Annotated in this window: 13 protein-coding genes; 3 read left to right on the top strand and 10 right to left on the bottom strand. The window is 58.8% G+C overall.

The genetic code is table 11. From position 1 onward, the window contains the following. Window positions 1-33 precede the first annotated feature (33 nt). Window positions 34-729, top strand: coding sequence for a TetR/AcrR family transcriptional regulator (locus EYC79_RS08620; protein ID WP_062424475.1), 696 nt, complete (start codon window positions 34-36; stop codon window positions 727-729). On the opposite strand, the gene aroQ is transcribed toward EYC79_RS08620, so the two are convergent. The 10 genes from aroQ to pcaDC form a co-directional block, all read right to left on the bottom strand. Next, the gene (gene aroQ, locus EYC79_RS08615; protein ID WP_130977689.1) at window positions 707-1,144 is read right to left on the bottom strand and encodes a type II 3-dehydroquinate dehydratase; all 438 of its coding nucleotides are present in this window, start codon (window positions 1,142-1,144) and stop codon (window positions 707-709) included. The two genes, EYC79_RS08620 and aroQ, sit on opposite strands and share 23 nt — an antisense overlap. Next, complete coding sequence (locus EYC79_RS08610; protein WP_130977688.1) at window positions 1,141-2,010, bottom strand: shikimate dehydrogenase; 870 nt, start codon at window positions 2,008-2,010, stop codon at window positions 1,141-1,143. The genes aroQ and EYC79_RS08610 overlap by 4 nt, the downstream gene beginning before the upstream one ends. Window positions 2,011-2,066: 56 nt before the next feature. Beyond that, on the bottom strand, window positions 2,067-2,825 hold the full coding sequence (locus tag EYC79_RS08605) for an amino acid ABC transporter ATP-binding protein (protein ID WP_130977687.1): 759 nt from the start codon (window positions 2,823-2,825) through the stop codon (window positions 2,067-2,069). Window positions 2,826-2,836: 11 nt separating this feature from the next. Then, window positions 2,837-3,676: a transporter substrate-binding domain-containing protein gene (locus tag EYC79_RS08600; protein ID WP_082479230.1), complete on the bottom strand. Its 840-nt coding sequence runs from the start codon at window positions 3,674-3,676 to the stop codon at window positions 2,837-2,839. Window positions 3,677-3,789: 113 nt separating this feature from the next. Further along, window positions 3,790-4,440 (bottom strand): amino acid ABC transporter permease, encoded by a 651-nt coding sequence (locus tag EYC79_RS08595; RefSeq protein WP_113326509.1) that lies wholly within the window; start codon window positions 4,438-4,440, stop codon window positions 3,790-3,792. A gap of 10 nt (window positions 4,441-4,450) precedes the next feature. Then, window positions 4,451-5,119, bottom strand: a complete 669-nt coding sequence (locus EYC79_RS08590) for an amino acid ABC transporter permease (RefSeq protein WP_130977686.1) — start codon at window positions 5,117-5,119, stop codon at window positions 4,451-4,453. 325 nt (window positions 5,120-5,444) lie between these two features. After that, window positions 5,445-6,527 (bottom strand): 3-carboxy-cis,cis-muconate cycloisomerase, encoded by a 1,083-nt coding sequence (locus EYC79_RS08585; protein ID WP_130977722.1) that lies wholly within the window; start codon window positions 6,525-6,527, stop codon window positions 5,445-5,447. A 5-nt stretch (window positions 6,528-6,532) separates the two neighbouring features. After that, window positions 6,533-7,153 carry a protocatechuate 3,4-dioxygenase subunit alpha gene (gene pcaG / locus EYC79_RS08580; RefSeq protein ID WP_062424469.1) on the bottom strand — a complete coding sequence of 207 codons (621 nt, stop codon included), beginning with the start codon at window positions 7,151-7,153 and terminating at the stop codon, window positions 6,533-6,535. 1 nt (window position 7,154) lies between these two features. Continuing rightward, on the bottom strand, window positions 7,155-7,895 hold the full coding sequence (gene pcaH, locus EYC79_RS08575) for a protocatechuate 3,4-dioxygenase subunit beta (RefSeq protein ID WP_130977685.1): 741 nt from the start codon (window positions 7,893-7,895) through the stop codon (window positions 7,155-7,157). After that, a complete protein-coding gene (pcaDC, locus tag EYC79_RS08570; RefSeq protein ID WP_111846547.1) occupies window positions 7,892-9,103 on the bottom strand; it encodes a bifunctional 3-oxoadipate enol-lactonase/4-carboxymuconolactone decarboxylase PcaDC in 1,212 nt (403 codons plus the stop codon). Before pcaDC ends, pcaH begins: the two co-directional genes overlap by 4 nt. An 84-nt stretch (window positions 9,104-9,187) precedes the next feature. On the opposite strand from pcaDC, the gene pcaQ reads away from it, so the two are divergent. Together pcaQ and EYC79_RS08555 are read left to right on the top strand one after the other, a co-directional pair. After that, window positions 9,188-10,120, top strand: a complete 933-nt coding sequence (gene pcaQ, locus EYC79_RS08565) for a pca operon transcription factor PcaQ (protein ID WP_130977684.1) — start codon at window positions 9,188-9,190, stop codon at window positions 10,118-10,120. Window positions 10,121-10,802: 682 nt separating this feature from the next. Then, the gene (locus EYC79_RS08555; RefSeq protein WP_245495227.1) at window positions 10,803-11,807 is read left to right on the top strand and encodes a GGDEF domain-containing protein; all 1,005 of its coding nucleotides are present in this window, start codon (window positions 10,803-10,805) and stop codon (window positions 11,805-11,807) included. The last annotated feature ends 217 nt before the right edge of the window (window positions 11,808-12,024 follow it).

Below are 12,024 nucleotides of genomic sequence, written 5' to 3'. Positions count from 1 at the left end.
GAAAAACGCGGATGCAAAGCATCCGGGGGAAACATGACGAGCACCGCGACGACCACTGAGGGTAAAAAGGCGCGTCCGGCAAAGCGCGATCCGGAAGGCGTGCGGCGCGACATACTGGCGGTCGCGATGGAGGAATTTTCCCAGAACGGTCTTTCCGGGGCGCGGATAGACGAAATCGCGGCACGAACGAAAACGTCCAAACGCATGATCTATTATTATTTTGGCGACAAGGAGGGCCTGTACCAGCATGTTCTGGAAGAAGCCTACAGTAAGGTGCGCGGTGGCGAAAGCGATCTGGCACTGGACCATCTCGACCCGATGGCCGCGCTCGACGCACTCTGTCGCTACACTTTCGAGCATCACCGCCGCAGTCCGGCCTTCATCCGCATGGTCATGATCGAAAATATCCATCACGGCCGGCATGTGCAGATGTCGAAGTCCATCCGAAGCCTCAACCGTCCCGCCATTGCCGCGCTCGAGGCGGTGCTGAAGCGCGGTCAGGATAGCGGTGTCTTTCGTGAAGGCATCGAGGCACTGGAGCTCCACTGGCAGATCAGTGCGCTCTCTTTCTTCAACGTCTCTAACGCTCCGACCTTCTCTTCCATCTTCGGCGAAGATCTTTTCACGCCGCAAGCGCAACAAACGCTGGCCCGCCACGTGGCTGTAATGGTCCTGCGCTATGTGGTGCGGCCCGAACATATCGACGCTATAGGGTCTGACGAGCGATAAGATGGCGAAGCGCCACGCAGTAGCCGTCGATACCGAGACCCGCGATAACGCCGTCGGCTCGCATCGATACATAGGAGTGGTGGCGAAAGACCTCCCGCTTGTGGATGTTGGAAATATGGACCTCGACCACTGGCGCCTCATATGCGTTCAATGCATCAAGGATGGCAATCGACGTGTGACTGAAAGCGCCAGGATTGATGACGATGCCTGCGGCCTTGCCGCGTGCCTCGTGGATCCAGTCGATCAACTCGTATTCCCGATTGCTTTGGGCGAAGAAGAGCTCATGACCTGAGGCCATCGCTACGTCGCGACACGCCGCTTCGACATCGGCAAGCGTCTCGCGGCCGTAGATTTCCGGCTGGCGCTGCCCGAGCAGGTTGAGGTTCGGTCCGTTCAGAACAAAAAATAGGCTCATGCGGCCGCCTCCGCTTGAAACATCTCCGCAAAGTGTGCGCTCATCCGCTCCGCATCCGGCTCACGTTCGCAGAATAGCCTGAATGCACCGACAGCCTGGAAAATCGCCATGCCGCCGCCCGGTAATGTCTGACAACCCTTCGCCGCAGCGGCCTCGATCAGCCTGGTGATGAGGGGCATGTAGACGATATCAGCGACCCATTGGCGCGGCATAATCAGATCGGGATCGACGGGGATGCCGGGATGGGCCGGCATGCCAACAGGTGTCGCGTGGATAAGACCATCGACATTGCCCAGCACGGCTGCTGGCGTTCTGGCTGGCGTCGCCCGCCCCTCTCCAAAGCGGTTGTTGAGTTCACGCGCAAGCCGTGCCGAACGGTCCGCGTCCTGGTCGAAAATATCCAGCCTGCCGATGCCGAGTTTCAATGCGGCATGGGCAACCGCGACACCGGCGCCACCTGCACCAATGAGAAGCGCCCGATCGCGCCAGGCAGCGGGTAGACCGCGCTGAAAGCTTTCGTAAAAACCGTACCAGTCGGTATTGTGACCGATGCGCTTGCCATCTCGGAAGACGACCGTGTTGACGGCGCCCAGCATGCGGGCGTCCTCGGAAAGCTCGTCCAGATGGGAGATTACCGCCTGTTTGAATGGATGCGTAATATTGGTTCCGGCAAAGCCGCGGGCTTCCAATTCCGCGAGAAGGTCGGGCAGCGCGGTCTCCGGCACGTTGCGGACATTGATGTCCACGAGTTCGTAAGAATAGTCGAGTCCGTGTGCGCGACCCTCGCGCATGTGGAGCGCCGGCGATTTCGAAAGCTGGATGTCGGCGCCAATAAGGCCGACCTGATAGGCGGTTCGTTCTGTCATGGATATGGACCGTTTATGCGGCGTGAAAGGCGCGGCGGGTCATCCCGCCGCTTGCTTCAGTGGTGCGCCAAGATTTCGCCGAGAAAGGTGCGCGTGCGCTGGTGTTTGGGATCGCGGAAGAATTCTTCCGGCGGCCCCTCCTCGATGATCTCGCCCGACGCCATGAACACCACGCGATCCGCCACCTGACGAGCAAAGCCCATTTCGTGGGTCACGCAGATCATGGTCATCCCGTCGCGGGCAAGGCCGATCATCGTATCCAGCACTTCCTTGACCATTTCCGGGTCGAGCGCCGAGGTCGGCTCGTCGAAGAGCATCGCCTTCGGCTCCATGCACAGCGCCCTCGCGATTGCCGCACGCTGCTGCTGGCCGCCGGAGAGCTGGGCGGGATACTTGTCGGCCTGATCGAGGATGCGCACGCGAGCGAGATATTTGCGTGCGGTTTCCTCAGCATCCGATTTGGACAGCCCTTTCACCCGCATCGGCGCAAGCGTACAGTTTTCCATGATGGTCTTGTGCGGGAAAAGGTTGAAGCTCTGAAACACCATGCCCACCTCCCGACGCACGGCATCGATGGCGCGGACGGAATCGGTGAGCTTGGTGCCTTCGACGGTGATCGTCCCCTCCTGGATTTCCTCCAGATGGTTGATGCAGCGGATCAGTGTCGATTTCCCAGAGCCGGACGGGCCGCAAAGAACGATCTTCTCGCCTTTGCGAACCGTCAGATTGATATCCCTAAGTGCATGGTAGGCTCCATACCACTTTCCGACGCCCTCGAGGGCAATCAGCGGAGCCTGGGCGGCGGATTGCGGCATGGAAACCTCCCTTACTTCACGGTGAAGGGGACGTCAGGCATGGATTCCGGGAACTTCGGAACCTCGCGCTTCATCCACTTGGTGTAAATCGCCTGCAACTCACCATCGGCCTTGATCTTTTCGAGGAAGGTGTTGATGGCCTGGTTCCAGTCCTTCTCTCCCGGACGGGTGCCCGCGCCATTGTAAAGGGTCGTCAGGTCGAACTTGGACTCATACTTGCCGGGGGCCGCAGCGTTCAGACGATCACCATAAAACTGGTTGCCGCCTACGGCCTCGACCTGACCGGAGACGATCGCCTGAATATTGGCGGCATCGTCGTCGAAGCGCAGAATGCTTGCCTTGTCGCCTGCGCCCGCCGTGATGGCGGTGTCCATGGCACTCGACTTCGGTACCCCGACATTCAGTCCCTTCAGATCGTCAAAACCGGCAATCTTCTTGTCCTTGGGCCCATAGACCGACAGAACGTTGCCGGCATAGGGCTGCGAATACTGGATCGTCTTGGCGCGCTCCGGCGTCATGCCCATCGTTGCAAAAAGCACGTCCACCTTACCGGTCATGAGCGCCGGAATACGGTTGGCAACGGCGAGCGGTACGAACTCGGCTTCAAGACCGAGGCTTTTGGCGAAGGCTTTGCCAATATCCGCGTCGAGGCCATCCTGGACCCCGCTAGAATTGACGAAGCCCCAAGGCGAGTTGTCGCCCTGAATGCCAATAACAACCTTGCCCTTGGCCTTCGCCTCCTCAAGCGTGCCGGCCGCGGCATCGACCGGGGCCATGAAGGGCAGAGCGGCAGCGGCGGCTATTAGCCCAAGTACGCTGCGGCGACCGAAAGTCATGCTGGATTTCATCATATTATCCTCCTTGTAAACTGATGAATGCATGGTCACGAAAGTAGATCTCCTCCACCATCGTCCGGAAAATCGAAGCCGATTTTCGAAAAGCCGACGGGTCTTTCCACGACGCTCTATCGAGCGGCGGTCTGAAGGCGTTTCTCAACGCCGGCACCCCAAAGAGAGAGCGGCCAGCAGATCAGGAAATAGATGAGGCCAACGATGGCGAAAACAGTAAGCGGACGGAACGTCTGATTGGAGACGATCTGGCCGGCGCGCGACAATTCGACAAAGCCGACGATGGCAGCGAGCGACGTGCCCTTGATGAGCTGCACCAGGAAACCGATGGTGGCCGGCAACGAAATGCGCAATGCCTGCGGCAGGACAACATCCTTCATGATCGACCTGTAATGCAGGCCGAGCGCACGAGCCGCTTCCGTCTGCCCCCTCGGAACAGCCTGTATACCACCGCGCCAGATTTCACCAAGAAAGGCGCTGGCATGCAGTGTGAAAGCGATGGCGACAGCGATCCACGCATCGATGTTGAAGCCGAGCAGAGCCACGCCGTAATAAACCACGAAGAGCTGCATGAGGAGCGGTGTACCCTGAAAGACCGCGATATAGCCAGCCGTTGCGCGACGGATGGATGGGACTTCGGCAGTGCGGGCCAATGCCACGAGAAGGCCGAAGACACCACCACCAGCAAAGCCGATCAAGGTCAATGCGATGGTCCACTTCAGGCCTTGCATGAGGAAGAACAGTTCGTTGGGGCCTATGCTTGCCATGATCGTCTCCTCACTTGACCGGGTAGCTGAAAGAGATGCGCGAGATGAGACCAAAGACGCCCATCATCAGCGAGGAAATCACGAGGTAGAGCAGCGTGATGGAAAAATATACTTCGAAGGAGCGGAAGGTATCCGCCTCGATCTTCTGCGCCACCGAGGTGAGTTCGTAAGCGGCGATCGACGTGCAAACGGAGGTCGTCAGCGTCAGCATGATGAACTGGCTTGTGAGCGAGGGGTAGACTGCCCGCAGCGCAGGCTTGAGAATGATGTGGCGGAAGATTTGCGCGCGACCGAGGCCAAGCGCGAGCCCTGCTTCCACCTGCCCCTTTGGGACGGCATCCACACCCCCGCGAATGATTTCGATCGCATAGGCGCCACCATTAAGCGCCAGCGCGACGATAGCAGTCACTGTCGGATTAAGACGCAGACCGAGCTGCGGCAGCGCGAAGAAGATAAAAAATATCTGGACCAGAAAGGGCGTATTGCGGATCAGCTCTACGAAGCCGATGACAAAGCCGCGCAACGGCTTGAAGCGCGACCGACGTGCTACGACGCCCAGAATCCCGATGACGGTCGCCATCGACATGCCGGCAAGCGCCAGGCCTATGGTGGCGAGGCACGCGACGAGCAACTCGGGAAGGCGATCGATGACCGCCGAGAAGTCGAGACTGTATGACATGGTTCCTCCACAACCTTCCGGTTAAGGCATCAGCCCGCCGTTGGGTCGTCTCCCCGTTCTCCGCACTCAGGCTTCGAACGCTCCCTTGTTCTTGCCGGACTGTGTTTCAAGAAGAGCTCTCCTAAGCCCCTCCATATCCGACCTCTGAATGTTTGTACCAGTTAGTTCATTTTAAAGTCAACGCTCAGGAAGGGTGAAAATGCAGCTTTTGCGACTGATTTTCGGAGCGACTTTATTCCTATTTATACAATGATTTCAACGCATAAGGAAACATCACGCGGCAAGCAGCGATCATGTTTCAACACCCTCTCTCGCAGGTCATTTCCTAAGTGTGATGACCGCCACATTCTTCAGGCTCTCGCCCGATCCGTCTGACGTCGCCTAGCAGTCGGCGCGCAGTCCGTAGTGCGGAGGCGGTCGCCAATACCGTGGGTGGCAGCGTCATCCACTCAAGCATCCAGGCGGCACCCGACCGCTCCTGCTCATGAACAAGCGACTGATGAAGCGCCGAAACCTGTGTTGCGTTGAAGCGCGCAAGCGTGACCAGCAGTTCTGCTGCAACGGGGTTCTGCTTGTGCGGCATGGCGGAAGACCCGCCGCCACCTGCGAGGCTTATCTCGGCCCCTGCCTCGGCAAGTAAAGAGATGTCCTGGCCAATCTTTCCGAGGCTGCCGGTGACAAGCGACAGCAGCCCCCCGAACTCCGTGATCATGTCACGCTGGCTGTGCCATTGAGCCTGATCGTGAAGACCGAGACGGGCGGCGAGTGCAGCCCGCAAAGCCGGACCATCATCACCGAAGCGTTCGAGCGTTCCCGCCGCACCGCCGAACTGCAAGGCAAACCCGTCGACGGCAAAATGGGCGAGCCGGGATCGCGTCCGTTCCAGGGGTGATCGCCAGGCACCGATCCGGTCGGCAGCCTTGATCTCGATTGCAGCCTGCATCCGCGTATGCGCCATCAACAGCTTGTCGCCGTCGCGTTCCAGAAGCCCGTCGAGATCGCCGATCAGCGCATCCAACCGAGCCTGGATGATGTCGTTCGCTACTTTCAGTCTCAACACCAGGCTGGTATCGATTACATCCTGGCTAGTTGCGCCGAAATGCACCTTCTCCGCAGCCACCCCACCGACTGCCGCGCGCATCTGTCGAATGAACCCAGGAACGACGACGCCATCACGCGCCATTCCATCCGCAAGCGCGGCCATATCCGGCACGAAGGTGCCAAGCGCGGCGTCGATCGTTTCCGCAATATCGACGGCGAGTATACCGCAATCTGCCTCGGCCAATGCCAGAGCCCTCTCGAAGCGGATCATAGCGGCAATATCGGCCTCTGCAGAAAACAGCGAGGCGATCTCGGCATCGCCGAAGAGGCCGGAGAGGAAAGGATGATCAAAGGGCGAGAGGGTCATCGCGGTCATATATCGAAGAAGACGGTTTCGCCATCGCCTTGCAGGCGGATGTCGAAGCGATAGGCATTCTCGCCATCCGGCTTTGCGATCAGCGTCGGAACGCGGTCCTTGTGTTCGATGCGGGCCAGCACTGGATCAGCCACGTTTGCCGCGTCCTCCTCCGGAAAATACATTCTCGTATGTAGACCGATATTGATGCCGCGCGCGACAATCCAGAAGGTGATGTGCGGCGCCATGAAGCGTCCATCCTTGAATGGAACGCGGCCGGGCTTGATCGTTTCGAAGAGGAACTCACCGGTATCCATATCGCCAGGCGACCGGCCCCAGCCGGCGAAATGGGGGTCGGGAGCGCCGGCCGTTTCGCTCGGGCTGTTATAGAGTCCTTGAGCATCGGCCTGCCAGATTTCCACCAGCGCATCCTTCAGCGCATAGCCGCCGCCGTCGAAGACGGTGCCGCGAATGGTGATGCGGGTGCCGGTGGCCTGGTCGTCATAGAGTTTTCCCGCGCCGAGATCTTGCTTGAAGACGCCGTTGATGCCTACGAAGTTCGGTGTGCAGCCAATATGGACGTAGGGTCCCGCCGTCTGGGAGGCGCTTTCCTTCAGATAATCGAGCGGCTGGACCATGTCAGTTCCCCTCCGGGCGGTTCTCGAAGAAGGTGGAGCGGCGACCACGCAGCACGATGTCGAACTTGTAGGCGCGCATATCCATGGGAATGGTCGCATTCATGTCGAGCGGCGCGATCAATCGACGGATGGCTTCCTCGTCAGGGATCGTCTTGACGATCGGACACCGCCAGATGAGCGGATCGCCCTCGAAATACATCTGGGTAATCAACCGCTGCTGAAAACCATGACCGAAGACCGAGAAATGGATATGGGCCGGGCGCCAGTCATTCACGCCATTCGGCCATGGATAGGGACCGGGCTGAATGGTCTTGAACCAGTAATAGCCATTCTCGTCGGTGATGGTGCGACCGACACCGCCAAAATTTGGATCGACGGCGGCGAGATAGCTTTCCTTCTTGTGCCGATAGCGCCCGCCGGCATTGGCCTGCCAGAACTCTAAAAGCGCACCGGCGACACCCGCACCGCGCTGATCGAGCACGCGGCCATGCACGAGAATGCGCGGCCCGATCGGCATTTCGCCGGGCTTGGCATAGTTGAGGATCAGGTCGTTATCGAGCGGGTTCAGCAACCCATGACCGAAAACCGGGCCGCTGATTTCGCTCTTGGTGCCCTCAAGCGAAATCAGCGCACGCTGTGGCGAGCGCAAAACGGAGGTCTTGTACCAGGGCGTGTAGGCTTGCGGCTGCATCTCCCGATCACGGGCAAAGAAGGGGCCGGTTTCCGGTGGATGATTGCTCACGTCGTCTGCTCCTTCAGCGGGGAGGATGCGTTTCGGTTTGCCAGCACCTGCTTGGCAATCTTGAAGCCATGATTGGCGGCAGGCACTCCAGCATAGATCGCCACATGCATCAGCGCCTCGCGAATATCGTCCTCACTGGAACCGGTATTGGCGGTCGCCCGGACATGCATCGCCATCTCCTCATATTGCCCAAGTGCTGCAAGAAGCGCGATGGTCACGTTTGAGCGCTCTCTCTTTGTCCAGCGATCGCTGGACCAGACCGTGCCCCAGGCACTTTCGGTGATCAATGTCTGAAATGGCTGATCGAAGGATGTCGCCTGCGCGCTCGCCCGGTCCACATGGGCATCGCCCAGCACCGCGCGGCGCGTGGCCATGCCGCGGCTGTGGCGGTCGACGGATAGTGGTTCGGTATCGCCTGGCGGAAGGGCCTTCAGGAAGTCCGCGACCGCAGCTGCGTAGGCAGTCGGCTGCTCAAGCGGCGGGATGTGTCCGTTGTTGCAGACCCTAACAAAGTAGCTGTTGGCAACGAGACCGGCCAGCGACTCTACGAGTTCAGATGGAGTCGATCCATCCTGATCGCCAGCGACGCAAAGTGTTGGGACAACGAGACGAGCAAGAGCATCGGTGTAATCGGCATCGCGGATCGCCGCGCAGGTGCCGCAGTAGCCCTCGGCCGACTGGCGAAGCAGCATGGCGCGAGCGCCCGCGTAAAGCGGATTGTCGTCGCGGCGAAATGCAGGGGTAAACCAACGCTCCATCACGGGATCGACAAGGCTCTCAAGCCCGTTTGCGCGGACGGCGTCGATACGCGCATTCCACATCTCGGCCGTGCCGATTTTCTGCGCTGTATTTGAAAGGACCAGGGCCGCAACGCGCTCGGGATGTGTTATCGCAACCGACTGCGCGATGAGGCCACCGACCGAAAGCCCCCAGACGATGACCTCGCCGATCTTCAGATGATCGAGAAGGGCGATAAGATCGTCCGCATGAGTCTCTATCGTATAGGGCGGCGTTCCGACGCTGGATAGGCCGTGGCCGCGCTTGTCGTGAAGCAGATAGGCATAAGCATCGCCAAGCTCGTCGATGACGGTATCCCATATACGGAAATCCGTGCCAAGCGAGTTGACGAACGCGATGACCGGTTTGCCAGCCGACAGACCCTTTGTCCGGTAGTGAATCGCGGCATCGCCGACCTGTAGAAAATTCATCTCTCACTCCTCTTGTGCGGAGATTGCAAGATCGCGCTGGTTAAGTAAAATGAGATTTTCGGCATTTCTCATAACTTGGTGGTTATGGCTTCTCTCATCGATCCACGTATCAAACTCCGGCATCTGCAAGCCTTTATCGAGGTGGCGCGACAAAAGAGCGTCATGCGAGCTGCCAACGTGCTGCATATCAGCCAGCCGGCAGTCACCAAAACGGTGCGAGAACTCGAGGATGTGTTAGGCGTCGCACTCTTCGAACGCGAAGGTCGCGGTATTCTTCCGACGCGCCTCGGCGATATCTTCCTGCGCCATGCGGGCGCCACGATGGCCGCCCTTCGCCAGGCGGTAGACGCTGTGTCACGGGAAGCGGCGCATACCGACCCGCCGGTGCGCATCGGCGCACTGCCGACGGTATCGGCGCGCATCATGCCCGAGGCCATGACGCACTTTCTCGCTGAGGCAGCGCAGGCTCCCATTAAGATTGTCACTGGAGAAAACGCCATCCTGCTTGAGCAATTGCGCCAGGGTGACCTTGATCTTGTAGTCGGCAGGCTTGCCACACCGGAGAAAATGACAGGCCTCAGCTTCGAGCACCTCTACTCGGAGCAGGTTGTCTTTGTCGTTCGTCCCGGCCATCGACTGCTGTCAGGCAAGGCCGATCTCTTCACCGAGCTTTCAAATTACCCAATTTTGATGCCGACCAGCAATTCGGTGATCCGCCCAATCGTCGAACAGTTTTTGATCGCACAGGGCGTGGCGATGCCGAAGACGCAGATCGAAACAGTCTCAGACTCGTTTGGACGCGCCTATGTCCGCATGAGCGACGCCATCTGGATCATTTCAGAAGGTGTAGTCGTCGACGACGTCGCAGCGGGCGCACTTGCGATTCTGCCCTTTGACACCTCCGATACTAGCGGCCCCGTAGGGCTTACAATGCGGACGGATACTGCTGTGTTCACCTCGCTCGCCCTCATGATCGAGGCAATTCGCAGGGCTGCGACTATTGGGCGGATGGCGTGATCTGAACCAAGACCGCTTGCCTGGGATCAAACCGCTAAAGTGGGATTATTTATCGGATGAATAGTTGTTCACGGCACGTGCCGGCAACGATTGTTTAAGCACGTGTAAAGGTACCGCGAGCGCTTCGCGGGCGACGTCTTCCAGCTTCATGAAACATGCACAGATGGGGAGAACGTTCTCGACGTCTAGCTAAATCGACCTTATCGAGCGGCTTGGCATGGCAACCTAGCTACTTTGTTGGTGGAGCCGCGAAATATTGCGATATGGACCGTTCCGAGATCTGACTGACCATCTACTCTCGCCAGGCAGGCCCGTCGACGGCCGCATTCAATCAGCCGCAAAACCCTTCCGCCTGAACACATCCCTAGATTTAATTTTAACACCCAGCACGCTTAACGTTACGCCAACCATATCCGCGATATACGAGACGACGTAAGGAATCTTATAGAGACCACCCTGTAGGCTTTGACGTAAGGCAGGCAGAGCAATGCAGATCGATTTACAAACCCTTTGGTACTTGACCGTCGGAACGCTGCTGGTGTCAGCCTCGCTTCTCCTTTGGGAAAGGCAGGCCCATCCAGGTCGCGCACGTGTGCTTGGTGTTCTGGCCGCGGCACTCTTCGCGTTCGTTCTCGGGTGCGTGCTCGCAATGAACCGCAGCCACTTTCCAGTCGTGCTCGGTATGGCGGCGATCAACATCCTGATGATGTCAGGATACCTCTTGGTCCTTAACGCAGTCGCCGGGCTTGATGGTCAACGGCATTTCTGCTCGTCCGTCGCAGCGCTGAGCTTCCTAGCCATCGCTTGGGCAATCGCTGGCACGCACTTCCCGGCCGCATTCTGGAACCATGTCTCGTCTATCCCCATCGCTCTGACCTGCGGACTGACGGCATGGATGCTCCTGCGCAGCCGCACTGTGCAGCGATTGCCCTCCCGTCCGGTCGCAGTAACGATTTCGGCCTTCCATGCCCTGTTCTATTTTGCCCGAGCGTTCATTGCCCCTGTTCTCATTGAGCGCTACGGGCAAGATATGATCTCCATCATCGGGAAGGCGACGATGTACGAGGCTGTCTTGTACTCGGTGGCGATGCCAATGTCCTTTTTGATGATTATCCGAGAGGAGGAAAAGCTCAACCTGCTCCGTATGTCACAAACCGACCAACTGACTGGACTTGCGAACCGCCACGCCTTTTTCGAGCAGGCATCTCGGATGCTGCGGGAGCGGCAAGGTGACCCCGTCTCACTGCTCGCCTTCGACCTCGACCACTTCAAGGCAATCAACGACCGTCATGGACATCCAACCGGAGATAAGGTTTTGCAACTGTTCGCCGACACCGCCAGCAAAGAAGCAGGCCCGGGCGCACTTCTTGTCCGTTTGGGCGGTGAGGAATTCGCTGCGCTTCTGCCATTGTGCGACCATTCTCAAGCTCTCAGTCGCGGCCAAGCAATCGCAAGCCGGTTCGCCGAAGAAGCCGCTCGGGCAGAGGGCTTGAAGACTCGCGCCACAGTCAGTATCGGCCTTGCGGCGCCGGACTGCAACGACCTCTCCGGGATGCTTGCAAGCGCCGATAGCGCGCTCTACCGCGCAAAAGCCCTTGGACGGAATCGCGTTGAGACCGCAAAGCCAAACGAATTGCTGCTGCACCCCTCAGCCGATCCGTCGCCTCATCAATTGCGGGCAGTCTAGGACGAGAAGTCATCCCACGATGTAGCTCTTTGGGATGAGCACCTTGAACATGGACCAACTCCGTGCTCATCTTTAAGCGATCGCTTTCGAACCAGATCCCCAAGCTGAGTTCCCGTCTCACAGAACTGCCACAACGGCGCCCGTTACCCTGAGTCTTCAATCCAAGAAATTTGGCGTGCCCGCGGCCAACGACAGCAATCCATCACCTGCATTTTCA

This window comes from Agrobacterium cavarae (assembly GCF_004310285.1).
Taxonomy (GTDB): Bacteria; Pseudomonadota; Alphaproteobacteria; order Rhizobiales; family Rhizobiaceae; genus Agrobacterium; species Agrobacterium cavarae.
The sequence above is the reverse complement of the archived record's forward strand: the minus strand, read 5'-3'. Positions and strand labels throughout refer to the sequence as shown.

Bases quoted from the DNA above. Each gene is read 5' to 3' on its own strand.
- aroQ (WP_130977689.1), bottom strand. From the start codon at position 1,144: ATGAGCCTATTTTTTGTTCTGAACGGACCGAACCTCAACCTGCTCGGG.
- EYC79_RS08590 (WP_130977686.1), bottom strand. From the start codon at position 5,119: ATGTCATACAGTCTCGACTTCTCGGCGGTCATCGATCGCCTTCCCGAG.
- pcaG (WP_062424469.1), bottom strand. From the start codon at position 7,153: ATGGTCCAGCCGCTCGATTATCTGAAGGAAAGCGCCTCCCAGACGGCG.
- pcaDC (WP_111846547.1), bottom strand. From the start codon at position 9,103: ATGAATTTTCTACAGGTCGGCGATGCCGCGATTCACTACCGGACAAAG.
- EYC79_RS08605 (WP_130977687.1), bottom strand. From the start codon at position 2,825: ATGCCGCAATCCGCCGCCCAGGCTCCGCTGATTGCCCTCGAGGGCGTC.
- EYC79_RS08555 (WP_245495227.1), top strand. From the start codon at position 10,803: ATGGCGGCGATCAACATCCTGATGATGTCAGGATACCTCTTGGTCCTT.
- EYC79_RS08610 (WP_130977688.1), bottom strand. From the start codon at position 2,010: ATGACAGAACGAACCGCCTATCAGGTCGGCCTTATTGGCGCCGACATC.
- pcaQ (WP_130977684.1), top strand. From the start codon at position 9,188: ATGGCTTCTCTCATCGATCCACGTATCAAACTCCGGCATCTGCAAGCC.
- EYC79_RS08595 (WP_113326509.1), bottom strand. From the start codon at position 4,440: ATGGCAAGCATAGGCCCCAACGAACTGTTCTTCCTCATGCAAGGCCTG.
- EYC79_RS08600 (WP_082479230.1), bottom strand. From the start codon at position 3,676: ATGATGAAATCCAGCATGACTTTCGGTCGCCGCAGCGTACTTGGGCTA.
- EYC79_RS08585 (WP_130977722.1), bottom strand. From the start codon at position 6,527: ATGACCCTCTCGCCCTTTGATCATCCTTTCCTCTCCGGCCTCTTCGGC.
- EYC79_RS08620 (WP_062424475.1), top strand. From the start codon at position 34: ATGACGAGCACCGCGACGACCACTGAGGGTAAAAAGGCGCGTCCGGCA.